The 25440-nt window shown below is 58.6% G+C and carries 27 protein-coding genes; 17 read left to right on the top strand and 10 right to left on the bottom strand.

Going from position 1 to position 25440, the window contains the following annotated elements:
* The first annotated feature begins 148 nt into the window (after nucleotides 1-148).
* On the top strand, nucleotides 149-718 hold the full coding sequence (locus AC0L2M_RS28840) for a winged helix-turn-helix domain-containing protein (RefSeq protein WP_287241519.1): 570 nt from the start codon (nucleotides 149-151) through the stop codon (nucleotides 716-718).
* On the opposite strand, the gene AC0L2M_RS28835 is transcribed toward AC0L2M_RS28840, so the two are convergent.
* Nucleotides 630-1154 carry a PTS sugar transporter subunit IIA gene (locus AC0L2M_RS28835; protein WP_287055665.1) on the bottom strand — a complete coding sequence of 175 codons (525 nt, stop codon included), beginning with the start codon at nucleotides 1152-1154 and terminating at the stop codon, nucleotides 630-632. The genes AC0L2M_RS28840 and AC0L2M_RS28835 overlap by 89 nt on opposite strands.
* A 431-nt stretch (nucleotides 1155-1585) precedes the next feature.
* Between AC0L2M_RS28835 and AC0L2M_RS28830 the strand changes: the two genes are divergently transcribed.
* The 3 genes from AC0L2M_RS28830 to AC0L2M_RS28820 all read left to right on the top strand — a co-directional run bounded on the left by AC0L2M_RS28830 (nucleotide 1586) and on the right by AC0L2M_RS28820 (nucleotide 3446).
* Nucleotides 1586-1999: a DUF5602 domain-containing protein gene (locus AC0L2M_RS28830; RefSeq protein ID WP_027153955.1), complete on the top strand. Its 414-nt coding sequence runs from the start codon at nucleotides 1586-1588 to the stop codon at nucleotides 1997-1999.
* A complete protein-coding gene (locus AC0L2M_RS28825; RefSeq protein WP_027153956.1) occupies nucleotides 1996-2520 on the top strand; it encodes a plastocyanin/azurin family copper-binding protein in 525 nt (174 codons plus the stop codon). Before AC0L2M_RS28830 ends, AC0L2M_RS28825 begins: the two co-directional genes overlap by 4 nt.
* A gap of 107 nt (nucleotides 2521-2627) precedes the next feature.
* A complete protein-coding gene (locus tag AC0L2M_RS28820) occupies nucleotides 2628-3446 on the top strand; it encodes an ATP-binding protein (RefSeq protein WP_473536520.1) in 819 nt (272 codons plus the stop codon).
* A gap of 14 nt (nucleotides 3447-3460) precedes the next feature.
* Here the strand turns inward: AC0L2M_RS28820 and AC0L2M_RS28815 are convergent, their stop codons facing one another.
* On the bottom strand, nucleotides 3461-4312 hold the full coding sequence (locus tag AC0L2M_RS28815; protein WP_473524325.1) for a LysR family transcriptional regulator: 852 nt from the start codon (nucleotides 4310-4312) through the stop codon (nucleotides 3461-3463).
* Between the two features lie 141 nt (nucleotides 4313-4453).
* Between AC0L2M_RS28815 and AC0L2M_RS28810 the strand changes: the two genes are divergently transcribed.
* Nucleotides 4454-4771, top strand: coding sequence for a hypothetical protein (locus AC0L2M_RS28810; protein ID WP_287290404.1), 318 nt, complete (start codon nucleotides 4454-4456; stop codon nucleotides 4769-4771).
* A gap of 245 nt (nucleotides 4772-5016) precedes the next feature.
* Here AC0L2M_RS28810 and AC0L2M_RS28805 read toward each other — a convergent pair whose 3' ends face one another.
* Nucleotides 5017-7056, bottom strand: a complete 2040-nt coding sequence (locus AC0L2M_RS28805) for a family 16 glycosylhydrolase (RefSeq protein WP_287241521.1) — start codon at nucleotides 7054-7056, stop codon at nucleotides 5017-5019.
* Nucleotides 7057-8076: 1020 nt separating this feature from the next.
* Nucleotides 8077-8379, bottom strand: a complete 303-nt coding sequence (locus AC0L2M_RS28800; protein ID WP_128172562.1) for a hypothetical protein — start codon at nucleotides 8377-8379, stop codon at nucleotides 8077-8079.
* A gap of 229 nt (nucleotides 8380-8608) precedes the next feature.
* On the opposite strand from AC0L2M_RS28800, the gene AC0L2M_RS28795 reads away from it, so the two are divergent.
* From AC0L2M_RS28795 to AC0L2M_RS28770, 6 genes are all read left to right on the top strand, one after another.
* On the top strand, nucleotides 8609-9751 hold the full coding sequence (locus tag AC0L2M_RS28795; RefSeq protein WP_473536519.1) for a helix-turn-helix domain-containing protein: 1143 nt from the start codon (nucleotides 8609-8611) through the stop codon (nucleotides 9749-9751).
* Between the two features lie 532 nt (nucleotides 9752-10283).
* Nucleotides 10284-10910, top strand: coding sequence for an ATP-dependent DNA ligase (locus tag AC0L2M_RS28790; RefSeq protein ID WP_473536518.1), 627 nt, complete (start codon nucleotides 10284-10286; stop codon nucleotides 10908-10910).
* Between the two features lie 146 nt (nucleotides 10911-11056).
* Complete coding sequence (locus tag AC0L2M_RS28785) at nucleotides 11057-11275, top strand: DUF3072 domain-containing protein (RefSeq protein ID WP_091591041.1); 219 nt, start codon at nucleotides 11057-11059, stop codon at nucleotides 11273-11275.
* Between the two features lie 141 nt (nucleotides 11276-11416).
* On the top strand, nucleotides 11417-12877 hold the full coding sequence (locus AC0L2M_RS28780) for a phospholipase D-like domain-containing protein (protein ID WP_473536588.1): 1461 nt from the start codon (nucleotides 11417-11419) through the stop codon (nucleotides 12875-12877).
* 153 nt (nucleotides 12878-13030) lie between these two features.
* The gene (locus AC0L2M_RS28775; protein WP_027153963.1) at nucleotides 13031-13831 is read left to right on the top strand and encodes an endonuclease/exonuclease/phosphatase family protein; all 801 of its coding nucleotides are present in this window, start codon (nucleotides 13031-13033) and stop codon (nucleotides 13829-13831) included.
* Between the two features lie 449 nt (nucleotides 13832-14280).
* Nucleotides 14281-14574 (top strand): hypothetical protein, encoded by a 294-nt coding sequence (locus AC0L2M_RS28770; protein WP_091591761.1) that lies wholly within the window; start codon nucleotides 14281-14283, stop codon nucleotides 14572-14574.
* A gap of 348 nt (nucleotides 14575-14922) precedes the next feature.
* Here the strand turns inward: AC0L2M_RS28770 and AC0L2M_RS28765 are convergent, their stop codons facing one another.
* A complete protein-coding gene (locus AC0L2M_RS28765; protein ID WP_287174776.1) occupies nucleotides 14923-15348 on the bottom strand; it encodes a hypothetical protein in 426 nt (141 codons plus the stop codon).
* A gap of 878 nt (nucleotides 15349-16226) precedes the next feature.
* Here AC0L2M_RS28765 and AC0L2M_RS28760 point away from each other — a divergent pair.
* A complete protein-coding gene (locus AC0L2M_RS28760; protein ID WP_023798982.1) occupies nucleotides 16227-16616 on the top strand; it encodes a DUF1127 domain-containing protein in 390 nt (129 codons plus the stop codon).
* Between the two features lie 653 nt (nucleotides 16617-17269).
* On the opposite strand, the gene AC0L2M_RS28755 is transcribed toward AC0L2M_RS28760, so the two are convergent.
* Nucleotides 17270-17998, bottom strand: coding sequence for a Crp/Fnr family transcriptional regulator (locus tag AC0L2M_RS28755; protein ID WP_128170961.1), 729 nt, complete (start codon nucleotides 17996-17998; stop codon nucleotides 17270-17272).
* A gap of 459 nt (nucleotides 17999-18457) precedes the next feature.
* On the opposite strand from AC0L2M_RS28755, the gene AC0L2M_RS28750 reads away from it, so the two are divergent.
* Nucleotides 18458-19006, top strand: a complete 549-nt coding sequence (locus tag AC0L2M_RS28750) for a sigma-70 family RNA polymerase sigma factor (RefSeq protein WP_128174637.1) — start codon at nucleotides 18458-18460, stop codon at nucleotides 19004-19006.
* A gap of 122 nt (nucleotides 19007-19128) precedes the next feature.
* Nucleotides 19129-20040, top strand: a complete 912-nt coding sequence (locus tag AC0L2M_RS28745) for a PhnA-like protein (protein WP_128170963.1) — start codon at nucleotides 19129-19131, stop codon at nucleotides 20038-20040.
* A 330-nt stretch (nucleotides 20041-20370) separates the two neighbouring features.
* Here the strand turns inward: AC0L2M_RS28745 and AC0L2M_RS28740 are convergent, their stop codons facing one another.
* The 3 genes from AC0L2M_RS28740 to AC0L2M_RS28730 form a co-directional block, all read right to left on the bottom strand.
* Nucleotides 20371-20589, bottom strand: a complete 219-nt coding sequence (locus AC0L2M_RS28740; protein WP_128170964.1) for a hypothetical protein — start codon at nucleotides 20587-20589, stop codon at nucleotides 20371-20373.
* A gap of 93 nt (nucleotides 20590-20682) precedes the next feature.
* On the bottom strand, nucleotides 20683-21366 hold the full coding sequence (locus tag AC0L2M_RS28735; protein ID WP_473536517.1) for a recombinase family protein: 684 nt from the start codon (nucleotides 21364-21366) through the stop codon (nucleotides 20683-20685).
* Nucleotides 21367-21458: 92 nt separating this feature from the next.
* Complete coding sequence (locus AC0L2M_RS28730; RefSeq protein WP_287377521.1) at nucleotides 21459-21875, bottom strand: hypothetical protein; 417 nt, start codon at nucleotides 21873-21875, stop codon at nucleotides 21459-21461.
* A gap of 198 nt (nucleotides 21876-22073) precedes the next feature.
* Between AC0L2M_RS28730 and AC0L2M_RS28725 the strand changes: the two genes are divergently transcribed.
* Nucleotides 22074-23294, top strand: coding sequence for a cytochrome P450 family protein (locus AC0L2M_RS28725; RefSeq protein WP_287173772.1), 1221 nt, complete (start codon nucleotides 22074-22076; stop codon nucleotides 23292-23294).
* A 282-nt stretch (nucleotides 23295-23576) separates the two neighbouring features.
* Here the strand turns inward: AC0L2M_RS28725 and AC0L2M_RS28720 are convergent, their stop codons facing one another.
* Complete coding sequence (locus tag AC0L2M_RS28720; RefSeq protein WP_473536516.1) at nucleotides 23577-24059, bottom strand: pyridoxamine 5'-phosphate oxidase family protein; 483 nt, start codon at nucleotides 24057-24059, stop codon at nucleotides 23577-23579.
* 191 nt (nucleotides 24060-24250) lie between these two features.
* On the opposite strand from AC0L2M_RS28720, the gene AC0L2M_RS28715 reads away from it, so the two are divergent.
* Together AC0L2M_RS28715 and AC0L2M_RS28710 are read left to right on the top strand one after the other, a co-directional pair.
* Complete coding sequence (locus tag AC0L2M_RS28715) at nucleotides 24251-24616, top strand: low affinity iron permease family protein (RefSeq protein ID WP_128187400.1); 366 nt, start codon at nucleotides 24251-24253, stop codon at nucleotides 24614-24616.
* A 187-nt stretch (nucleotides 24617-24803) separates the two neighbouring features.
* A partial coding sequence (locus AC0L2M_RS28710) for a hypothetical protein (RefSeq protein ID WP_473536515.1) occupies nucleotides 24804-25440 on the top strand: 637 nt, incomplete at its 3' end.

The following is a 25440-nucleotide window of genomic DNA, read 5'->3' as shown; positions in this document are numbered from 1 at the left end:
GGCCGAGCTTCATCGTTTGTGGAGGTTAGAAACGGAGTTTGGAACAGAAAGGCCACAACTCACAAAGCGCAATGATAACGAACGCTTACTGTATATCTGGCGATTCCGCGATGTGCGATGCTTGCCAGCGATGTGCGCGGAGGTGCGCTTGGATTACGCTACGGCCCCTTCCGGCCATCCTCTGTTAGGAGTGTTGCGCAGAACGACAATTGGATGGAAACAGGTGGACAAACGGCCATGGCGGCATCACCTGACGACGCTGCTGCTGCTGCGCGCGGGCTATGCCTGCGTGCCCTACAAGCTCGCTGGAGAGCGTGATCGAGCAGAACAAGGAAGTTATTACCTGTCGCTTCGGCGGACGCAGGGGACGATCCGGATGGATGCGCCGGACTGGAACCCATGGCTGGAGTTCTTCCTGCGGGCCTTGCAGAGCCAAAAACAGCACCTCGAGAAAAAGATGGAGCGCGAGCAGGTCATGCTCGCTGCGCTGCCGGAGTCATCGGTCCCGATCCTCGAACTGGCGAGTGAGCATGGCCGGGCTACGGTGGCCGAGACCGCGAGGGTCAGCGGCGCGAGCCGCAACACGATCAAGGACCATCTGAAGGCGCTGGTCGAGCAGGGCCATCTGACTAGGCATTGCTCAGGTGCCTGGACACCAGAACGCCAGGCTCGAAGCAGCAAGTATGCAAGTTGGTGGAAATTGCCGGAACCGGCTTAGCTTCGAGAATCGCCAACGCCTCATCGGATGTCCGTGCCTGTCGGAGTCGCGCCCGAACCTGAGATGCCCGAAGCAGCCGGCATATTTGGGAGAGGGCAGGGAGGAAGGCGGACGTGGCAGAGGCCGGCCAAAGTATAGTGTAAATGAGGTCGACGGGATCGTCGTCCGGGCCGTCGAAATCGATAGGCTGAGCCAAACGTGTCAAAGACGCGGCAGGCGAAGAGATCATACCGAGCAGAGCGTGGGGGATCGCGACGCCACGACCGATGCCCGTCGAGCCGAGACACTCACGGTCGAAAAGACCACGGATAACCATCTGCTCGTCAAGCCCATTTCTCCGAGCAATCCTGATCGCAATTCTTGACAAGGCTGATTGCTTTCCCTTCGTCACAAGATCAAGCGAAATGTCTTCTTCTGACAGGATGGGGGAGATCATCAGGGTCAACCTCCGTGTCGATCCAGACGCGATCGCAAATGAGCGTTCAGCCGCACTGGTCAAGCAGGACAGAGTTCTCAGTGGACTGAGGAGTGGAGATGAGGCTGGCTGTCCCGGACGCGAACTCTCTCGCGTCCGGGCTAATGGCCCGTTTTGAGGCGTTTAGGCTCCCGCCGAAAATTGAGGCTGAAAATATTCATAGAAATTCAGAGGTAGTGGAAGATATTTTGAAAATCAAGCAAAACAGGTACGGGCCTGACTAACAGAAATAATGCTTTTAAATGCCAGTTATTTTCGTTTGACGAACAGAACAGTCTCCTGCTTACTAGCTGGGCGCGAACATGCCGTGTCAGAAAGTGAAAATCGAATTTTTAGACGGACTTCCAGATCTTCAGCCGTCGCAATTTTTATTTCAACCAGGAGATGCCGTGATGAAAAAACTCGTCCTCGCAGTTGCCTTGACAGTGGGCAGTTCGCTTTGCGCCATGGCGGCGAATGAGGTCACCAAAGCTCCGCCAGCCGCTCCTTACGAACAGGTCAGCAAGCTTGTGAAACTGCCCGACTTCCTGCCGGGCATGGGCCAACTTTTCGTCGATCCGACGACATTGCCTGCCGGACCATTCCTTGCCTATGACCACGATGGCGAGCTTGTCAGCACGATTTACATGCTGCCGATCAAAGACCTCAATCCGGACAAGCGTTTTGACGACCTCGCTTCACCCGGCGGCAATGTCGACCATGTGGACGTCTACTACAATGCCGGCCATCCGGGGGTAGAAGAGCCGCATGTCCATGTCGTGCTGTGGCATGTTTCGGCGGCTGACGAGGCACAGGTCGCCAAATGACACTGACGCGTCGTGAGATACTGGGCGCTGGCGGCGGGCTCGCCGCCGCCCTTTCCCTCTCTTCTCTGGCCGTGTTGGGTGGCGAGATGATCGAAGTCAAGATGCAAGGGCGCGACGACGGTTCACACGTCTGGTTCGACCCGATAGGCATTCTGATCAAACCAGGACAGACGATCCGCTGGACCAATCTCAACCCCGGCAATTCGCACACGACGACGGCATACAATCCCACAAACTTCGAGCGGCCGCTCCGCATGCCGAAAGCGGCAAAATCTTGGGATTCTGACTATCTACTGCCCGACGAAAGCTTTTCGGTTACTTTCACCGAGCAGGGGGTCTATGATTATTACTGCATTCCGCATGAGCATGCTGGAATGGTCGGTCGTATCGTCGTCGGCGAGCCCGAGGCGCATGACTGGACGGAGCTAACCGGAGCGAAGGGAGACCTACCGGAAGAGGCCGTCAAGGCCTTTCCGATGGTCGAAGACATCATGACGAAAGGGATCGTGCGGCGCGCCTAGGCATGCGTGCAGGATGCGTGACACCAGCAACAGGAGAACCCAAACGACGATGCGAATGGGAGCCCGAGTTTCCTGTTTGTCGTCAATGATCGATAGGGGCGACCATCATGACCGGCAGCGCGTTTCCATACGATAATGAAACACGAGCGAAGCGCGACGAGCGTCAGGTAGATATGCCTCTCGGTGCTCGGGCCGCAGCCCAACAACGTGAGCGTGCCACACATCGGCTTGCCGCCTTAGGCGAGATGACTGGCGGTATTGCCCATGATTTCAGAAACCTCCTGGCAGTCATCGGATCCGGCCTGAGGCTTGCCGAAATAAGAGCCGAGGAGCCCGAAAGCGTGAGGACCTACATTGCTGCAGCGCGGCAGGGAATCGATCGAGGTATCGAACTGACATCACTGGTACTGGCCTTCGCAAAACATCAGGAACTCGAAATCCACGCTGGCAATTTGAATGAATTCCTCAGGTCTTTTGAGCCTTTCCTGAGATATGGCGCAGGCCCCGATGTCCGCGTCAAGCTGGAGCTTGGTTCCGATATCCCGAACTGCTTGATCGACCCGGCGCTGTTCGACTCTGCAGTGCTTAATCTCGTAATGAACGCACGAGATGCGATGCCAAGTGCCGGGGAGATCCGCGTCACCACTGAGCGATTGGTGCAGACGGCCCCGACGCCTGACCTGCCCGGACCCGAAACCTACGCATGCGTTCGCGTCAAGGACGATGGTTGCGGCATGGCTCCGGAAGTCTTGCGAAAGGTATTTGATCCTTTCTTTACGACGAAGGGTGAGAAGGGCACCGGGATAGGGATGTTGCAAGTGCAGGCATTGGCGCAAATGGTTGGTGGTCGGATCCGGATAAAGAGTGAGCGAGGGATTGGAACAACGGTCGACCTTCTGTTCCCGTCAATCCAAGCGGACCTTTAGACGCCCAACAACTCCTACAATTTGATGTCGGCGCTCGCGACGGAATGCAATCCTGCCAGGGCAGGACCTACCACGCTCTCGTCCGCACTTGCGGATTGCACCGCGTAAACCGGATAGGAGAACTGCGGCATTTCAGGCACAAGGTGCAGCCGGCCGGCCTCCATGTGAGGCCGCACAGAACTCATCCTGAAATATCCGGAGCCGCCAGTCGCAAGAACATAGCTCAGTGCGAGCGGACCGAGATCGAAAGAAAGATCCGGAGCAGCACTCGGGAAATTCATCCCGTGGTGAAGTTCAAAATCCGGCCCCCAATCCATATAAACATAATCGGATTCGTCCAGGAGGCGCGCTTCGGAATTGGTCGTCACGAGGACGAGTTTTTCCTCCAGAAGCAGATCGATTTTCAAACCCGGTCTGTGGGGGGGCGCGTACATGATAGCCAAGTCGACCATTCCTGACGCGACCTGATTGATCAAATCCTTCGGCACATCGACGTGTACTCGAAGTGCAATGTCCTGAAGCGACCCGCGCATCCATCGGACCCAATCGAGCAGAAGAGGTTGCGCTAGGCTGACTTCGCTGCCGACCGTCAGAACAGCTCGACGTCCCGGGGGCACGGCAACCTGGTGAAGGGTGCGTTGCCATAGTTGGACGAACATCGGGGCGTGGCGCAGAAATTGCTCACCGGCCGGGGTGAGAGAAGCTCCGCCTTTGTGGCGAACAAAAAGCGCGCGGCCCAATTGCTGCTCGAGGCTGCGAATCCGTGCGCTTACGGTCGTCTGGGCGACATTCAAGCGCTCCGATGCCCGAATGAAACTCCCTGTCGAAACGATCTCGATGAAAGTCCGGGCGAGTTCAATGTCCATAAAACATATAGCATAAAAATTGCGTTTAAATGTCAATCAATTTCGTTTTCTAGATAGCTAGTCAGAGCAATAGGCTTCGAGATTATCCACCCAGCTCTGCGCTGAATGCTGCGCAGCGCCGGTGGGAGGGAGCGCAAGCAAATGACCGACAGGAGTTCGACCATGTCCCCAGTGCAGCAGGAACTTAGCGTCACCAGTGGTTTGCGCACGGTTGCACCCGCCCAGTACTATTCAAAGGTCGTGAAATTCATCGACGAGGTCGCCAAGGAGGCGGCCAACGATGCACCGACCTCGGTTGAAATCTTCTCTGACAGCGGCCACTGGTACTGCCGGGTTCGTCGCGGCGGTGAAAAGACCCGGCCGATGGGTCCCTATACCAAACAACAGGCCGAGCGGATCCAGGAAGCTCGGAGAATGTCGATCGCAGAAAGAGGAACCTCTCGGATCATGTTCGAGTAAGCGAGGATCTCACGATCACGCCGGCCGGCGCACTCACTCTACATGATGGTTCGTCATCGAATTTTTGAAACGTTGCGGCAGACCTGAGGACGTCGTCAGATAGAGATTTGATACGTATCGCCTAGCAATATAATTTGAGCATTGCTCGAAAAGAGGTCACCGGTTTTTCGAACAAAGCGATGCGCAAACAAGAAGTTACAGCGGTGCTTGATCTCTTTTTCACGCGCATCGCTGTAGGTGTCGGATCAGATCACGAAAAAATCGTCGGCCAGCAGCGTCGGCCTGTTCGTCAGCGTCGCGAGCTGTGTCACGCCGCCTGCGACGTTTCCGTTGGAATCGTAAAACAACGCACCCGTAACCTTGTCATAGACGATGTGGTCGTCGGCGTCGTGCGCGCTAGTCCCAGCGAAGAAGTACCCTGGCTCGAGGGCTCCGGTGGCTCCAAGCCCCTGCATTATCGAATTCTGGAGCCTGAATGTATCGGCCGTATGGTTGAAATCCGTGATGATGTCGCGGTTGGCCACTGAGAGCGGCGCGCTGAAAACGAAGAAATCGTTGCCGGCGCCACCAGTAAGCCGGTCAATGCCCAGGCCGCCCGTTAGTGCATCGTTGCCACCCCGCCCAAGCACGGTATCATTGCCTCGGCCGCCGTCCAGTTTGTTGTCGCTGTCGTTGCCGTCGAGCACGTTGTCGAGGGAATTTCCCGTGGCTCCGACGTTGGCGTTTCCGGTCAGACGCAGATTTTCTACCAGCCGGCGATCGACCGCCAGTGAGTACGTGACCAAGCTGAAAATCTGGTCGAGGCCCGCTTCGTCGATGACGTTGTCCAGCACATTGTCCACATAATAGGTATCGTTGCCGGCTCCGCCATTCATCTGGTCGGCCCCGGTCCCGCCATCGAGAAGGTCGGCGCCATCATAGCCCGCTAACCGGTCGCTACCCGCCCCGCCCCTTATGGTGTCGTTGCCGGCAAGGCCGACAAGCGTGTTGTTCCCATTGTTCCCGGTCAGCTCATTGTCGGAAGAATTGCCGCGACCATCGATAGCGGCAAGGCCGATGAGAGTCAGATTTTCGACATAGGATGGCAGTGAATAGGTGATCGAGCTGAACACCCAATCGTTGCCCGCCGCATCGGCCTCGACCACGCGGTCGAGCGCATTGTCGACATAGTAGGTATCGTTGCCTGCGCCGCCCTCCATGCTGTCGATTCCGACCCCGCCGTCGAGCAGGTTGCTGCCAGCGTTGCCGACCAGCCTGTTGTCGAGTTCGTTACCAATCGCGTCGATGTCGGCAACGCCGGTGAGTGTGAGCTGCTCTATTTGCTGGCCGGACAGCGAATACGTCATCGAGGTGATGACCAGATCGATGCCGGCGCCCTTAGCCTCGATGACTACGTCGAATGCGTTGTCGACGCGGTAGGTATCGTTGCCGAAACCGCCGGACATTTTGTCAGCACCAGCTCCGCCGTCCAGAACGTCATCAAAATTGCCGCCGTTCAGGATATCCGCCGCATCCGTCCCGGTCGGGTGCTGCTCCATCACGTCCGGCGCAGCATAGGCTCGCACGTAGTCGACGACCATGTCGTACGTGCCGGAAGCCTGCTCGGAGGAATACATGCTTAACGTGACCAGCATATAGAGCGGCGTGCGGAAAAAGTCGCTCATTGGAAAGCGGCTCAGCTCTTTGCCGTCATAATATGTGGTGATCCAGTCAGTCGTTATCCTCGCGCCGTACGTGTGAAACGCTCCGTCGAACAGCGAACCGTCGAGGCCCGTATAGTTGCTTTCCCAAGCGTGGCTTTCCTTATTGCTCAAGTGCACCGCCTGGTGATGAGCATCGGGATCGCCGCCATACGCTTCAACGATGTCGACCTCGACGCGTGGCACAGTCTGATCGGGCGACAGCATCCAGAAGGCCGGCCACGCTCCCGCTCCGCCGTGAAAGGCGGCGCGCATCTCGAAATACCCGTACTCTTGCGCGAAACCCTCGCCGGCGCTGTTAACCGTTTGCATCGTTCCCGACTGCCAGGCGCCGTCCACCTGCTTCATGGTTATCGTCAGAAGCCCGTCAGAGACGGAGAACGGGTTGGTTTCTCCGACCGGCGGCATGTACTTTGCGGCCCCCGCGGGGGCGTGAACAGGCGCGAACCACTTACCGGTGCCGTTGTTCGGCACGACATCAAGCGTATTGAACTCGTCGGAAAAGGAGAGGTTGAACCCGGAGAGGTTCAGCTCCGATCCTTTGTACTGTTCGGTCCAATCGCCAGGAAGGGCAATCGCAGCCATTGATGGGCTCCTCGTTCTCGCAACATTTTCGCGGTTGACCCCACCAATATCTAATCGTTCATTTGTTAACGGAACGGTAATGGACACCGATTCCGCCGCAAATGGGTCAGTGCGCTTATCCCCCAGCGCTTCACGAGAAATTTGGGAGAAGTCGCAAATCGGTTGACGTAGCCGGGACTCGATACTGCGAATCCTCCATGGCGCATGATCCGATCGATACGCTCGGCAAGGCGACCCGGCACAACATGCTCGTCAAAGCCGAGTGCAGCTGCGGGAACGTGCGCTACTGCCGTTATTTCTTTAGCGGGGACCCACCAGGGGCATCGACCTTTTGCATCTGGTCCGCGTCACCGCCATTGGCGACGCGTTTCCGGATCGTCTTATCGCAATGCCCCTTGGGCGGCTAATAGCCTGTACTTTTCGAAGATCGCTAGCTTCTGCGGATAGGTGATCCGTACCTTGGCGTTGCACCCGTCGCATCTGAAGTGCGCGATCGTTCTTAGCGCAGAGCCCTTCCTTACCGCCGGATGCGAGCAATCCGGACAATCGAATGTGAGCGCAACATCAGACAAGTCTTGGGCTAAACCCATTTCCATCTCCTTCGCAAGCGCTGTGGCTACACTCTGGCGGGACTCAATGGGGCAATGCAGATGCGAATGCCAACGCGGGACTAGAACAATTCGTCAGGGAAAGCCGCCCAGCTAGTGCGCCTTCTCTGCGCCCTTTGAGAGACGAAGAGACCTCAATTCATCCAGCAGTTCGCGCTCCTTGGTAGTAATGTTTCGGAAGATTGCGACAATCGCCACCGCTAAGGCCTCGGCATCCCGGCTTGAAGAGTCTATGTGTTCATCTGCGCAAACCTGATCGAACACGCGTTCGCAAATAGCCAGATCATGAGGGCTGAGGCAGGTGCGATTGAAACGCCGACGCAGCATCTGTGCGAACCTTTCAGGGCCTGTTGCCAGTGTTTGCGGCGGATTTTTTTTGTCGATGAACCGCTGAGGCGTGATTGGAATAAGTTTACTCGCTGACCGATAATTGGTCTTTCAATAGTCCCAAAATCAGGGCGCACTCGCGAGCTCTATACTGTCCAGCAATCATAAGTTGGCGGTAATCCCGCAATTTTTGTTCTGGGACATGAAATCCTCGCCGAAATTCCGCCGCCTCTTTCGGAGTTCGTGTGCAACCGAGTCTACTGGCGGTGACTTTCAAACTCGCCAGTGAGCATCCGACCTTGGCTGCAATATCTTTCAAAGGTTCGTTATTAAAATATCCATCAAGAATTATCTTGCGACGAGCTTCTGTTTTGAGGTTTGCGTTCATTTCGTTGCCTCCTCAACTACGCTTTCACCGTGCCAGACTCTATACGCACCACGTTGAAGAGTGTCGTTATCGTCGCATCCAGAAACTTATCTCGGAATGCATTTCTTGCTGTAACCCAGTGTGATAGCCCTCTGTGGACTCGCGTTCAGCTGGTCTTGCCAGATGGCTGTGATACACCACATGATTGCGGTGGCGATGGGCATACCGGAATCGGATACGGCACTACGCGATGGACGCTAAGAGGCAGGACAAGGCGCTTGCGAGGCAGGCGCTTGAGCGCGATCGACGTCGTTGGCCGCGCGAAGCTCAGCCTTACAATGAGGCTGCCCCGTCACTTGCGCCGGCGCTCGAACCTTTGCCCTTTTCGACGCTCGAACTGGCGCCAGAAGATCAATTCGTCGCTTGGCAGGCGCATATGGCTCCGCTTGTCGAGATCAAGTTGCCGGATGACAAATCGCTCGACGATGGCTTTCCCGCCGACCACACGGCTTGGAACCTCGGCGGCATGCTGATCGTTCAACAGCGCGCACCGGCACATAGTTATATGCGTTCTGCTGCGAAGCTTCGGTCCAGCTCGATCGATCACTGGTATATCGCTTTGCCGCATACTGGCCGGTCGTGGACGGAGGTCGATCGCCGCGTAGCGGAAAACCAGCCGGGCAAATTGGAGATTAGATCGCTTGGCTACCCGTTTCGGGGGAGGGCAACGGAATCCCAAAGTCTCTTTCTCTATTTGCCGCGTGATTTGTTCGCCGATGCGGCGGCAACCCTGGACGCAAAGAATAATTCAATTCTGTCCGGCAACTTTGCCAACCTTTTGCTCGACTACCTCAAGAACATCGAAGCAAGACTGCGCAGTCTCACGGTTGACGATCTGCCCCGCATCGTGCACGCAACACGCAGCATGATCATTGCCTGCCTCTCGCCCCCGGCGGAACATGCCGCGGCCACCGAACAATTGGTGAGTGTCGCGCTGATGGAGCGAGCCCGTCGATACGTCCACAACAATCTGGATGCGGCTCATCTGACGCCGGATTCAATGTGCCGGGCGCTCGGCGTCTCGCGCTCTCGTCTGTATCAGTTGTTCGAACCGAGCGGTGGTGTTCTCCACTACATACAAAGTCGCCGACTTCTGGCAGCCCATGTTGCGCTTAGCAATCCGGCGGACAGCCGGCGCATTGTTAATATTGCCGAAGCCGTCGGGTTTAGTTCAGCGGCTAATTTCAGCCGAGCTTTTAGCAAGGAATTCGGCTACAGCCCCCGCGAAGTCCGAAGCTCCGTGGTGTTACCGCGCCCCGCCCACTCTGTTTCGCATACCGGACACGAGGAGGCCTCTTCCTTTGAACATTGGCTCAAAGCGCTCGGAAGCTGAGTACAGGATCGGGAAGCTCATGGACCAGAATATTTTCGTGTCGCGTCCACCGCGCCATCAATTATAGCCAATTCCCAATTTATCGACCAACTGTTCATCGATGTCGCCGCGCATCACAGCGGAGCATACATTGCAACTACGCAGCATAAGACACTTGTTGAGACCGCGAGTCGTATGTTTGCCAAGTCAAGAAACAAAGAGATAGAGCGGTTCTGCGGTTCCTTGAAATGACGAACCGCTCTAGCCCGGATTATCTCACCAGCAAAGGGCTGCGTAGGCTGGCGGCGATCCCGGACAGCAATTAGCCGGTCGGGAACGGTGCAAGAGCGCCGCGCCGGGCAAGATATGTACGCCGGGATAAGTATTAGGATGCAAAGCTAACGACAGATCGGCTTCGTGCGTAGATGCTTGCAATGCTTGGCGGGGGCTCGGCGGCTTGGCGGGGGCTCGGCACAGGTGGCAGGCATCATGTTGGGGAGATGTCGTGTTGCCTGTGCCGATAGCCGCCGCTGCGCGGTCAAAGGTGGCGTCATTGAGTAAGCGTGCCAAGGTCGTTGGCGGCCGGCTGGAGTTTCTTCCGCCGCAGATCCCGACTCGGGTCGAGCGGCCGCCTGAAGGTGAGGGCTGGGTCCACGAGGCCAATCTCGACGGCTATCGAACCCAGATCATCATCGATAATGGCGGTGTGCGTCTTTACAACAAGAACGGCCGCGACTGGACCACGAAATACTGGCCCATCGCACTAGCCGTCGATCTGCCATGCCGGACTGCCATTCTCGACGGCGAAGTCATTGTTCCCGGCGAGCAGAGCGCTTTCGATTGCCCTGCGCTGGAAGCGGCGATCTGGAACGAGCCGAGCCGGCTGGTGTTCGTCGCGTTCGATATCCTCCATCTCGACGGCCACGATCTAGGCTCCTTGCCGCTGCTGCAGCGCAAGCAGGCGCTGTGGCAACTGATTGAGCCTGGCCTCGGCAAGATCCAATACAGTGAGCATTTCGAGGGCAGCGCGCTGGCGCTCTTCCGCACCGTCGAGAAGATCGGGCTCAATGGAATTATCTCGAAGCGCGCCGACAGCCGCTACAGGAGCGGACTGTCGAGCACATGGCTGAAGGCCAAAAAATTTGAAGAAGCCGACTCCCGAGTTGGGGGTCGTTTATGAGCCAGGCACGGCTCCAATGCCCTGATCGCTGCTCACGGGCGTCCTCACCGATTTGAGGCCTACGCGGGCGGACGCGACGCGCATACCAATCTGGCGGAACAAATCATGATCATTCTCATTGTGGTGATCATCAAGGGAGATTGATCATGGGTGACCGGCACAACCCAAAAATCGAGGCACCGGCAAATGTCGAAAAGGACCCGGAAGATTGGATCAGCGGAGATGATCCCATGACCCCCGCACAAGCCTCCTATTTGAAAACTTTAGCCGAACAGGCCGACGACCCTGACGCCTATGCTGACGGCCTCAGCAAGGCGGAAGCCTCTAAACGCATCGATGCACTCCGGGAGAAGTTAGGCCTGTAGTGCCCGCTCGTGGCTGTTGGCCTCCGGCGACGGGGCCGTTCCATCGAACCCGACAGCGGCTCTGTCCAGTTTGTTACCGTGGTCTGACCCCGGGGATGAGTTGCATTGCGTTCTGCAACCGCTCGCTGGATAGTCCTGGCGATGTTGCAGACCTTGATGACTCATTGGCCCCAGGTCCTCGCGATCATTTCGGTGGTGATGGCGGCCATCGGCATCGTCCACGCCATAATGACGAAGGAAGACGTCCGCGCCGCCACAGGTTGGGTCGGCGTGATGTTCCTGTCGCCATTCCTCGGCGCGATCATCTACGCCGTTGCCGGCATAAACCGCATTCGTCGTGCAACGATCAGCGCCATGCGGCCCCCTTCCAGCGAGGCGGCTTCCGCAAAACATGAGCGCAACTTTGCCGCCGAGGAATTGATTGCCGAGCGGTACGGCCAACGCTTCACCGGCCTGAAGACATTGGGCGACAGGGTGGCCCGGCGTGCCCTGACCTCGGGAAACGCGATTGCGATATTGGAGACAGGTGACGAGGCCTATGCCGCAATGTGCCGAGCGATTGATGGCGCTCAACGCGCTATCCTGCTCGAGACCTACATCTTCGACAATGACGATGTCGGGCGGCTTTTCGTGGAATCTCTCGCCGGAGCCGTCCAGCGGGGTGTCAGCGTTCGCGTGCTGATCGATGCCGTCGGGGCGCGTTACTCCGTCCCCAGCATTCTTGGGCGCCTGCGAGAGGCAGGAATCACAGCAGACCTCTTCAACGGCAACATTGGCATGGGCCTGCGTCTTCCCTACGCCAACCTCAGAACGCACCGGAAGATCCTGGTCGTCGACGGCACGATTGCGTTCACCGGAGGGATGAACATCCGAAAGGGATTCTCAGCCGAGTTCGCCGGCTCCTCCAGCGCGAGGGACACGCATTTTCAGGTCACCGGGCCGGTCGTTGCCGACCTTTTTTCGGTTGCCGCCGAAGATTGGCGCTTCGTGAGCGGCGAGCTCCTGAAAGGCGACACCTGGCAAGTGGCCGCGCTTCCCGCGGCTCCCGGTCAACCAATGCTGGCGCGGGCGGTTGCATCCGGGCCGGATGCCAGCATCGAAACGAACCACAACTTGCTGATCGGGGCATTTTCCGTCGCCCGCAAATCGATCCGCATCATGTCGCCCTATTTCCTGCCGGATCGGGAACTGATCAGCGCGCTGACGACCGCAGCCAGGCGAGGCGTCGAGATCGACATCGTGGTACCGGCGACGAACAATCTTTTCCTTATTGACCGGGCGATGACGGCGCAATTCGATCAGGTCCTGAAGCACTATTGCCGCGTATGGCGCACGCAGGGCTCGTTCGATCATTCGAAGCTGCTGTCGGTCGATGGGGTTTGGGCTTTTATAGGATCCTCCAATCTTGACGCCCGGTCCCTGCGGCTGAATTTTGAGATTGATGTAGAGGTTCTTGATGCAGGCTTTGCCGCGGAGATTGAAGCGCGGATCGGATCGGCAATCGCCTCCGCCACGTCTGTAACGATCGAAACCTTGAGAGCCCGGCCATTCATCGTCCGCCTGTTCGACCGAGTGTTGTGGCTGGGATCGCCCTACCTTTAGAGGCTTTCTCGTTCTGCCCGCGGCAATTCGGGCGACGCAGCCATCGCTCCTTTCGAGCGCCGCATCTCGTCAGGGCAGGAAGCAGCGATTGCACATCCTGTTTGAGTGAGACAAAGCTAAGTCTTGAAGGTGGTGAGGACGAGCAGCAGACTCATGCAAAGAACTGGACATAGCTTTCCTGCAAGTGTGCTCAAATCCATTCGCGACAGAAAAAAGCAGAAGGCGAAGGCTGCGCCGTCCGAAGGGGCACGCCCCGCGGGGACTCTGGTCGCATCTTACAACGTTCACAAATGCGTGGGCGTCGACAGAAAGTTCGATCCCGAACGAATCGGTCGCGTCATCCGGGAAATCGGCCCGGATGTCATTGCGTTGCAGGAAGCGGACAATCGCTTTGGAGATCGTGCCGGCCTTCTGGATCTGCTGCGTCTCGAATTGGAAACAGGCCTGGTGCCGGTGCCGGTGTCCGGAAACGGCAAAGGACACGGCTGGCACGGCAACGTTCTGCTTTTCAAACGTGGCATCGTTCGCAATGTCCATCAGATAAAGCTCCCGGGGCTGGAGCCGCGCGGAGCCCTGGTTGCCGAAATCGATCTGGACGAGAAACGAACTCTGCGCATTATCGCAGCCCATCTCGGCTTGCTGCGCCGATCGCGCTCCGAACAGGCCCGTGTCGTGCTCGAAATCATGAACAGACCGGACGAAAAGCCAACACTGCTGCTCGGCGATTTGAACGAATGGCGACTCGGAAACCGTTCCGCGCTGAATACGCTGCACACGACTTTCGGTCCCGCGCCACCGGCGGTCCCCACCTTTCCATCGAGTCTGCCGCTGCTGTCGCTCGACCGGATCATGGCAAACCGACACGGAATGATCTCCTCCGTCGAAGCCCATGACACGCCGCTTTCGCGGGTCGCCTCCGATCATCTGCCGCTTATAGGATTCGTTCGCCTGTGATGTAGCTGCCCAGCCCCATGAATGGAGATCGGTTCAAAGGGAAGCTCTAGCCGGACTGGCGGAGCGGGGCGGCCCAGCGGCTTTGGTTGCGGAGGAGGTCGCTGGGCCTGGCGAGCCTTCGGGGGCGTGTTCCACTTGGCTGATGAATACGTGCTGCAGATCGACGAAGCTCGACATCCAGGCGCTGATTGACAGGCTCGGCCGTGACCACGGCTCGATGCATGACGACCTGGTCGGGCTATTTGTTTGCTCAAATTGCAAGGCTGCCGGCCGTGACCGCCGGCAGGTTGAGAGCGTCCTCGGTTGCGGGCTCCAGCGGCACGCCGTCAATTCGCACGGGGCGGGCGGTTTGCTCCAGTCCGGAAATTCCGATTTGGAGGCCGCCATTGCACAGCTGCCCTGCGACATGCGAGTTTGTCAACCAAATGGCTCATCATGGGAGTCTCGTCATGTCCATTCGCCGGATTGCGTTGACCTCGGCAGCGGTCACGCTTGCCTTCACAACCCTCGCCCAGGCCAGGCCGGACACCCGCGCCATGACCTGCCAACAGACGCAGGCGCTAATCCAGAGCCATGGCTCGGCGGTGCTGACCACCGGCCCGAACACCTATGCCCTCTACGTCCGCCGGTACAGCAATGCGTGCGACTGGTCGGAAATCCCAGCGGTAGGGTTTGTGCCGACGCTCGATGGCCAGTGCTTGGTTCATCGATGCAGAGAGCCGCTCTACACTCCTCCCGGCTGACGGTGACGAGCATAGCTATTCTGCTGCGCCTTTCGGCAGGTAGCCCTTTTCCCGCAGATACGTGGTCAGGATCTTCTTGACCACGATGACACAGACCGCATGTACTCGTGTCGGCCTCGCCTGGCAAAGCCGATCATCACGAAACCAATGGAGCTCCATCCAGTGCGAACCGCAACGATGGTCATTGCCAATCCCGCAACGACGCAAAGCATCACGGCTACTTGGAGCAGCCAACTCCCAAAGAACTCAGGAGTCATGTTCCCCTCCCACCGCGGGTAAGCAAATGATCTCCCCAAGCCGTACTCAGCATCGCGCGGCAGGGCAGAGCGTCAAGCCTGATCGCGTAAGCTACCCCGGCAGCAAGCCGGCCCGCTCAAAGATCCGGGTGGCGCCGTCGGCGGTGATGAACGCCGCGACGGTCGGGCCTTCTTTGCCAGGAAACTCGATTTGAACAAAGCCAGCCTGACCTTCCGTAGTCGAGAGGCCATATTGCGGGTGCCCATGCACGAAAAAATCGCTGGCAGCGAACCGGACATCGAACATCGCCAGTAGCGTGTCTGCTTCAGGAACGTCCACGAGTTCGACGGCAACGTCGATATCAGCGGGCTTAACGACATCCTTTGACCGGCGCCGACCAGACCGCCGGGAGCCGAAAATCCAGGCTCGGCCTATTCTCTGTTGAGATCTAAGGAAAGCCAGTAGTCCTTCGAACTCCAAGTCTGTCAAATGCAGATCGAAGGCTCCCGTGTTCCTGGGCGGTAGGTCGTAGCTCACTTCGCTTCGCCGGCCTCATGTGGCGGGCCCTTCTCTACTGGAAGAAGTAACTCTGGCAAATCGATGAATTACTTAGATAAATCAACGGCAGATGGCGGAGGGAGAGGACCTGAAATCCAACCTTCTCCGCGGATCCGCGATCACCTTCGTAGTCGGGGTGTTCGGCTGATGCTGTTCAGTCGACGTGTTCAATCTGTGGACCTGGGTCCACCGGCGGAGCCGGCGCGCAATCCTCCCCCTTGCATTCCTCGACAGGGTTATCGGCTGGTGGAAGGCAGTTTTGGCCCTCGCAATGAACTGCCGGCTCTGGCGCTTCAACATGGTTAGGTGGTACAAGCTGATCCTCAGCGCGAACGGCCGGCATTGCTGCGCTGATCATGCCCGTGCACAAAATCGCAATCCCAAGCAATTTCATTTTCGCCTCCGTGCCTGGCAGCGAGCTGTACCCTACACTTTCAGCTGCGGCTGCATCCTCTCACCCGCGAACGACGTTAACACTGGGTTTCAGTGGCCGGAAGGACGGGCCGGATGACCAGCCTGTCACATGTTGAACGCAGGCCTGATAGGCGGCTGCGGTCGATGTCGTGGGGTCGGGCGCCTCGATGTCGGCGAGGGACGCTTGGATTGGCCGGATCGGCCTAATCGGGGCCGTAGGTGTGGTTGTTCAATCAGGTGTACTTCATCTTACTCCCTATCCAAGGAAATTTGATGGCCGCAGGCCCCGCTTTCCGGAAAGCTAAACTGGGAGCGGATTTTTCCAATGTTTTCCCCGGTGTGGGAATTCCCACAGCCGAGCCTGGTCCGACTGGCATATCCTTGTTTGCAACATCCAGGCCCGCCGGCTCGTGTTCAAGCAGGCGAAGGGAAAGGGAACGGTCATGAAATTCTTGGCTCCCTTCACAAAACTTGCTGCGGCGTTTCGCAAATTCGCCGCGCGGCGCTACCGGCCGGAGCTTTATTATATGCGTGGCCCGGGGCCAGCCACCGCCCGCCGTGCGGGCACGCACGCCGAGCGAAAGGCTCTGTTATCGGCAACGGACCAGTTGAGCCGTTTACCCGATGGCGTCCTTGGCGACATCGGCATCTCTCGTGACGAAATCATGTGCGCTTTGCGAAGCCGCGCCACCCGCCCTGCGGAGGCCTTTGCCCACGCCCGCTCTCCCCGAAGAGAGAATGACGCCATTCCGGGCGAGAGTCCAGAAGCTGCGGTAGTGGGTCATTTTGAAATTGCGGAGCAGGGCGTAAGGGGTGACAGCCTGGCTCTGTGATTGTGGCCCCGTGCGTAAACCAGTGTGTGCCGGACTCGGCCGGCTTGAGTTCATTCCGCCAATGATGCCTACCTTGGTCGCCAAGCCGCCCCAAGGCGATGACTGGATGCATGAATCGGTAATTCCGCTGTGTAGAAGCCCAAAGGTGCCCCGCAATGAGTCAATAAGTCTGGCACCGTACTTGCCTGGTCAGGTATGGGGTGGGGTGGAGGCCCGTCGCTTCGCAAATGTAGCGGCGGGTCTTCTGCATACGGGTCGCGCCCCGCCTACGCGCTGCCGTCCGTCTCGCTTTCCTCGTCGATCGCCCGGACCGGCAGATAGGCGTTGGTTTCCAGCCATTCGCGCGGGCGACATTGTTGACGAACTAAATCAGATTACCGTGGCCGTGGGGCACGCGGCCATCGCCGCCACCGCCATCCACAACAAGAATCGCAGAGCGGCGGCGAGAACATTTGTAGGCGCAACGCCGGACTACAGTTCCTCCGGGGTCTCCCAAGCGTGTGTCCGCAACCACTGCGGTGCGTCGGCCCATCGGCTTCTCGGCGATCGGCAGCGCCTGGTCACATGTTGCGGAAGCCGCTCATAGATCATGTTCAGCTATGCGAAGCTAAAAGCAATCGATCTAGTGGTCGTGGCGAAAACTGCACTCACCATTACCGAGCCTCTCGTATCAAGTTCAAGTAAGTCGGGTCAAAATCCGCCAACTCGTGAAGGCGATCGATATCGAGAACGGTCACCATTTTGCGATCCCATCTGATCAGCCCAGATGCGCGCAACTCCTGGATCATCCGGTTAACGTGTACGACTGATAAACCAACGATATCGGCAATGTCGGACTGCGTAACGGGTAGTTGGAAGCTTTGGCCACGGACAAGCCCCACAGTTTCCAGACGTGCGTAGAGCTCGCAGATCAAGTGAGCAAGGTGAGTATTGGACGGCCGGCGGCCAAGGCAGGTGACCCAGTTCCGCTCTATGGCGGCATCTATCACAGTAGAGAGCCACAGCAGACGACCGAGATGTGGCGACGCAGCGATTATGGCTTGGAGACTGGTATGGGGCACGAACGCAGCGATGCAATCCCCAAGCGACACGACGCTGTGGTCCATGACCTTTAGCAGCATCGAGTGCAGGTCAACGAAGTCGCCCGCTATATGAACTGCCGTAAGTTGGCGCTTGCCCTCGGAGACGTATTGCTGGCGGGCCGCAAAGCCGTTCAGGACAAGACAGCTTTCGGTTGGACGGGAGCTCTCCACCACAAGTTTCTCGCCAGCAGCAAACGTCCGGATTCGGAACGGCAGCTGCTCCAATAACCTCTTCTCTTCCTCGCTGATGTGGTCTCGGCGCTCGAGAGCCAGGATCAGCGCTGTGAAAGTGCCAGTCATAATATGCCGGGGGCACCGACGCCCCAGGGAGGTGGTTGGTCGCGTTGTGGCACAGCCTTCTCCTTCTGGTGCTTATGGTCGCTCATCGGGCGAGGAAACACCGATGATCAGACCAACCCCTATTTTAAGCGATTGCGGTTTGCTGGCCAATCCCCTTTGTCGGTCCGGGGCTCCGTTTCGTCCCACGCGCCGCGCCCATCAGGTCCGAATGTGCGGAACGGAGGTAACCCTCACGGACAGCTAAATGCTTGATGAGGGCGTGTCGTCTCGCTCGCGAAGACGACCGCCAATAAGATTCGAAGCTGTCGTCCCGACCCGCACGATGCCGGAAAATTAGCATTTGTTAGTCTGCACGTAAGTAATTCCAAAACCGCGACGCCAATGTGGAACCGACCTTCTTTCGACGGGTTAGCGTGGGCTTATCAGACCGACCAAGCTTATTCGAACTCGGAGATAAACATGCCAACAGAGCGGAGCGAGTTTGTGACCCTCATCCCTGCCTTGCGGGCCTTCGCCCGCACGCTCTCTAGGGATGCCTACGATGCCGACGACCTGGTCCAGGAGACGCTGATGAAAGGTATCGCAAACATCAACCGCTTCCAGCCCGGGACCAATATGAAATCCTGGCTTTTCACCATAATGCGCAACACTTTCTATACGCGCATCAAAATGGCGAATCGCGAGGGACCCGGTCTGCTCGATTGCGCTTCGAGCCGGCCCGCGATCGCGGCGAGCCAGGAATGGTCGCTACGCAGCCAGGAGATGGCGCGGGCCATCGAAGCTTTGCCCGACGATCAGCGCCAGGTTGTTGTTTTGATAGGCGTTCTCGGGACCAGTTACGACGATGCGGCAAGCATATGCGGCTGCGCCATCGGAACGATCAAGAGCCGCTTGAGCCGCGCGCGCCACCGGCTCCTAGGAACGTTTGGCGAAAAGGGTTCGGGCGGTGCCGTAACCACCTCGGCCATCTCCGCCGCCGCCCTCCAGTTCGACGAGGCGCGCGTTTAGGAGTGACCCTTTCGATGCAGTCACCAGCAAGCCGAGGCAAATCATTCGCAGCGCTGGTCCCCCAGTAACTCGCCGCAATAATTTCCCCCAGTAACTCGCCGTAATAATTAAGGATAAAACTGATGAGCGACGCATTTCCCCACTCCCGCCAGGACGAAAACTTGGCTTACACGACCGCCAGTGATGACGCTCACACGATCTTGCTGAACAAAGTTAGCTGGGGCGCCATTTTCGCCGGGGTGGTCGTCGCTCTCGTGGTCCAAGTCCTGCTGACTTTGCTGGGTGCGGGTATCGGCATCGCCACGCTCGATCCCGGGACCGGTGACAATCCCGAAGCGTCGACCTTCTCGATTGTAGCCGGTATCTGGTATGTCCTGTCCGGCATTGTTGCTGCGTTTGTTGGCGGCTACATCGCTGCTCGGATGTCCGGCAAGACGCTCCCGACCACGGGCGCCTTCCATGGTCTGACAACGTGGGCACTCACAACCTTGCTGGTCTTATATTTCCTCACCAGCACCGTCGGCATGATTGTTGGCGGAGCTTTCAATGGCATCGCACGTGCCGTCGGCGGCTTGAGCGAGACTGTTGCGCAGACTGCGGCCCCGATCGTCGCAGAGGCCAATCCTCTCGAAGCTATTGAAGCTCAGGTGCGCTCGACCGGAACAGATCCAGAAGCCCTTAACAATGCGGCCATTAACGCGATGCGCGCTCTCATCATGGGCAACGAGGCGGATGCGAACGCAGCGCGTCAAAACGCGGCACAAGCACTGGCGACGGCGCGCGGCATCCCTCTCGAACAAGCCACGCAGCAGGTGACGCAGATGGAACAACAATATCACCAAGCCGTCGAGCAGGCGAAGCAACAAGCGGCGGAAGCCGCAGATATCGCTGCTTCGGTCGTATCGTCCGGCGCACTCCTGGCATTCGCTTCCCTTGTGCTTGGCGCGATTGCGGGCTGGTTTGGTGGCCGTTCCGGGGTGGTTCACCCAGTCTTTGCAGACCGGCTCATACCCACGCGGCACGGTTTGACATGACTCTCACCGCCCCGGACAAAGTCCCTTTCGGCAGGCGAACTGCGGCAAGGGTTACGCCGACTTACCTCGACCAGCAATAGTGCTCCAGAACCTACGGTGCCGGCGCGCGTCGGGCCGGCCCGGGCCTTATCAGAACAGGGAGCATGTTGGCCATGGTTGGCCCCGGCCCAAAAACGGACGCTTTTCTGCTTTACGGCTGCTCCGTCCCAATTTAGCGATCGCTGATTATACGCCGGACACCGCCGGGCAATTCTTCGCCGTCATCGCCCCATTGTAGAAATCGGGATGGTGCGCCGACGGGGATCATGCCTTCCCAACGGGCCGAAAGGCTCAGCCCACGTTATCCGTGCTGTTCGGATCGATCTTCGTCAGTCGCTCTCTGGCATCGATCACGCGCCTTTGCTCGGCCCTTATTCGGCCGCACAACGCGAGATTCAGGGCGACGCCACCGTCCTCGTCCAGCAACTCATTCGCGCGCTTCAGAGAGTTCTCGGCTCGTTTTACACCCTGTCTGGCCTTGGCCACTTCGAGGCGATAAAATTCAAACATTTTTCCCGCGTCCTCTGCGGTTGCGGTCCCTTCGATAGTATTTAACCGGCGTCGATCCCGTTTGTTCCGGCCGCGCCGGTGGGTATTTCCCGCTTATATAAGAGTAGGGGCTTGCCGCGCGAGAACGTTGCGCACGTTCGACACCTGCCATTGGCCATTGCGCGCTGTGCGAACGCCGCGGTTGTTTAGAGCGATTGCCAGTCCACGTAGGCTAGTGATGCCGGACTGCTGGATGGAGGCGATGATCGGCAGCACGGTTTGGGCAAATCTGTCAGCCTCCCGGATCGAGATCTTCCGACCTCTCGCTGCAGCTTCCGCTGTGTTGGTCGGATTGCCGAGCTTCATTCCAGTGGTCTTGCGAGAGGCGAGGGCGGCCTTGGTCCGTTCCGAGATCAACCGCCGTTCTTTCTCTGCCAACGCGGCGTAAAGGTGCAGCATGAATGGATCGGCGTCGGCGCCAAGTTCGGCGACGATAAACGGGACCCGCTGAACCATCAGGCCGGCAATGAAGGCAACATCGCGCGACAGGCGGTCAAGCTTCGCCACAACGACTGGGCATTTAACCTGCCGGGCAAGGGCGAGGGCAGCGGTCAGTTGCGGACGTCGATCAAGTGCATCCGCGCCCTTTCCGGTTTCGATCTCGGTGAACTCCTGGAGGATGATCATTCCCTCGGCCTCGGCAAAGCGGGCGACCGCGACGCGCTGGGCCTCGATGCCCAACCCAGAACGTCCTTGCCGCTGTGTCGAGACTCGATAGTAGGCGACCGCGCGCGGCATGTTGCTAATCCCCGGGGTGTTCAAACTGCAAACCACCGTTTGCAGTGTGCTCGCCGGCCTTGGATAGCAAGCTAACCGTCGGATCTGGCTCGTTATTTATTCACTATCGCGGGGTGTGTCACAGGACTCTCAAGCAAAACCCGCTGGCGTGAGCTGACCGGTTCCCATTGGACCGGCTCAGGTTCGATTGCGATGGCGCGTCTTGCTCGAAGAGTTTGCGAATCCGGCGGAGAGATGATGATGCGAGTGATCTTACGCACTGGCTCACCGCTGTGTTCGTTCACGATCGTTTCCTTCCAGCCCATGCGGGTCTTGGCCCAGAAGATTGCCGCGGTAACGGATTGAGGGCCTTCGCCTGTGGCTTTGCGAAAGAGGCTTTGCGCCACAGCCGAATTGGCCTTGGTGTGGCCGATCTTCAACTCATGGCGGTAATGCTTGCGCAGGGTCTTGGGATCAACCCCGATCATGGCTGCAATCCCGGACGATACGGTGACTTCAACGGCCGCCAATTCACAGGCTCCAGTCCCAACCAGATTTATGTGGCTCGAGCAGCAAGGAACGCCAGCTGATATGATTTCATCCGTTTCGGATCAGTCGACCCCTCGGTCATCTTTTATGCTAGCGTTCCGGTGCGTTCGAAGGGCCGAGGCGGATTAACCGGCGAAGCGCAGCGCCTCATGAAGGACTGACGACATTGGAGTGAGGGTATGGTCGAGACGCGCGATTTCGACATCTTATCGCCGGGCTTCCACGCAAACCCCTTCCCCACGGTTGACCGCATGCGCACCGAAGGACCAGTGGTTTCCATGAGGCTGCCGATTATCGGCCGCACCTGGCTCGCCGTGACACACGACGCCTGCGCAACCTTGTTGAAGGATCACGAGAGCTTCGCGCGCGACCCTGCCAACGCGGGGAGCAGGACACAGGCGCGGATACTGAGAATTCTGCCGAGGTCGCTCGGTCTTCTGGCGCTGAATATGCTCGGCCATGACGACCCGGAGCACCGGCGCCTGCGTGGCCTCGTCGACCAGGCGTTCCAGCGCCGAACCGTTGAGGCCATGAAGCCGATGATCACGCAAATAGCCGATCGGCTTCTCGACAAGCTGGAGGGAAGGCCGGAGGTCGATCTGATGGCCGAGTTCTGTCGCGATCTTCCGCTTTCGGTCATCTGTGCGCTGCTCGGCCTGCCGGAGCAGGAACACGATCGATTCAAGAACTGGCTGGGTGGGCTGAAGGACACGGCCAATATCGGCGCCGTGCTCCGCGCCATTCCCGGTGTGATCCGTGCAGTCCGCTATCTTCGCCGCGTGTCACGGCAGGGAGGCGGAGCGCTGCCCGATGGATTGATCGTGGCGCTGCGCGATGCTGAAACCGATGGGCAGAAGCTCAGCGAGGATGAACTCGTCTCGATGATCTTTCTGCTTTTCGGCGCGGGGCAGGAAACCACGACCCATTTGATCTCCGGCGGGCTCTTTTCATTGTTGTCTCACGAGGACCAACGCCGCAGGCTGCAGAGCGACCCTAGCCTGATGCCCACCTGCGTCGAGGAGTGCCTGCGCTATGTATCGCCAGTGCAAATGACCAAGCCGCGCTTCGCGACCCGCGACATGGTTTGGCAGGGACGGCAATTCCGCCGCGGCGAGATGTTCGCCGGTTTCCTGACGGCGGCAAACAGCGATCCCGCCAAGTTTGAGGATCCGCACCGTTTCGACATCACGCGCCACCCAAACGCGCACCTCTCCTTCGGCACAGGCGTGCATTTCTGCCTCGGTTTCCAACTCGCTCGGGCGGAGGCCGCGATCGCGTTCGAACGTATCATCGCGCGCTTTCCGGCTATGCGCCTCGGCAGCGAAGGAGAGAAGATCGAGTGGCGCAAGCGCCTTGGCATTCGCGCCTTAGCGCAGTTGCGTGTACAACTCGTGACGTGAATAGGGTGCCGGGCGCAGAGTTTCTTGCACCTCGCTGATGCACTCCAAACACAAAGTCAGGAGGAGCTCTCGTTTTCAGTTGATTGTGACCTGGAGCTGGGTTTTGCTTGGCTTCGAAAGCCCGATCGGAGTCATGACGGCATCTTCGATATACGAGAATCCGTCGGTGTATCCCGATAGAACTGCAGTTGCGACTCGCAGCGCGGCATGAATGGCTGCATACGGTCGGCAGTGAAAAGGAACGCCGTCCACTCCTCGCCTGGGTCCAATCTAGAGGGCGGGTTATTTCATGCGAACCTGTGCCACGCTGTCCCTGTAGTCCGCTTTCGGGTCGCCCATCCCGAGGAAAAGTTTCACCCCGGCGACGATGCTGGAAGCATCTTTCCAGATTTCGGCGTCCGCAGGATCAAACCTGAGCAAGCACAGCTTCGGATCTTCCTTGCCTTCTTCGAACCATGCGGCGACGAAGCGATTCCACAACCGGTCGATGACTGCCCGATCATCGTCGATCCTCAGTGTGCCTTCAACGGTGGCGAACAAGTCGTGTCCCTTGGCGGAGTAGACCAGTGTCGCTTCCTTTGCAGATGCAACGGCCTCGGCCAAGTCGGTGTCCTTCGCTGTGAAGAAGTAGATTACGTTGCGGTCACCATCGAACTGCGCTGTCATCGGTCGAGGGTGGACGCTCGGGACGCCGATCATTGCCGTCATGTCGGAACGGATCGAATCCCAAAACTTGCTTTTGAATTCCTGATCGTTGTCGGGCATGGCTTGTCTCCTGTGAGAACGCCAAACGCCGCGTGTCTGCCGTGGTTCCAAGCGCTCGCGGGCAACAGGCAGAACCTGGCCAGCCACAGATCAGGTCGGCGTGACGACGAACATGGCCATTAACACGGTGCCCTTGACGAGCACCCGAAATGCAGCCCCAATCGGATCACATCGTTCATACGGGGATTCGCATGAACCGATTTCTCTTTGTGATGGCCGACTTTCTATCCCGACCGCCCGGCTTCTATGTGCTAATCGCTGCAATGATCGCCTGCACTGCGATGGTTCCGTTTGGGCTCACAAACGTAATCACTTATGCGCTCTCAGTGGCTGCGATAGTGATTACCGGCGTCGTGCTGATTCAGGGCTATCGCGACACTGCTGCCATCCATGCGAAGCTCGACGAGATCATTGTCGCATTGAAGGAAACGAGGAACAATGTCGTCGGGCTCGAGCACGCCCAGCCCGAGGAGATCAAAGCCCATTTGGCGCGGCTTGAACTGGAAGCGGCGGCGGCTGATCAAGAAGCTAAGCACGAGGGAGTCTCTGGCGCCTAATTACGCCAGCGGCTTGGCGAGATCGCGTCCAGCGGCTCGCCTGCGTTTCAAAATTCAACCCCAGGCGCTTGCCAAAACGGCCAGCTTCCGGCCACGGCCCGCCTAAGAACGACATGGCAGGGAACCGATTTAACAAGCTCTGAGTTTCAATTGTTAACCCAAGGTGAAAGTCTTAGGGAGCAACACAATGAAAACCATCCATCATCTCCTCGCCGGCACCGGTATGGTGCTGTTTTTCGGCTCAGCGGCGACCGTTCCAGCATTTGCGCAGGCGATTGAGCGCCAGATCTCGGCGGGGCAGCAATGTCGCTTGTGCCCGCCGCTCACCACTGGCGAGGGCCATCCGACAGGCACAGCTAGTAGGGACACCATCGCCGGCAGCGGCAGCGTCGGCGACCACGCCACCGGCAGCGGCAGCGGCACCGGCAGCATCGGCGGCAGCGGCAGCATTGACGGCAGCGCCACCGGCAGCGGCAGCGGCACCGGCAGCATCGGCGGCAGCGGCAGCATTGACGGCAGCGGCAGCGGCAGCATTGACGGCAGCGCCACCGGCAGCATCGGTGGCAGCGGCAGCATTGACGGCAGCGGCAGCATTGACGGCAGCGCCACCGGCAGCATTGACGGCAGCGGCAGCATTGACGGCAGCGGCAGCGGCAGCATTGACGGCAGCGCCACCGGCAGCATCGGTGGCAGCGGCAGCATTGACGGCAGCGGCAGCATTGACGGCAGCGCCACCGGCAGCATTGACGGCAGCGGCAGCATTGACGGCAGCGGCAGCGGCAGCATTGACGGCAGCGCCACCGGCAGCATCGGTGGCAGCGGCA

The organism is Mesorhizobium sp. WSM4806, assembly GCF_055811635.1.
This window is presented reverse-complemented; position numbering and strand designations above follow the sequence as displayed.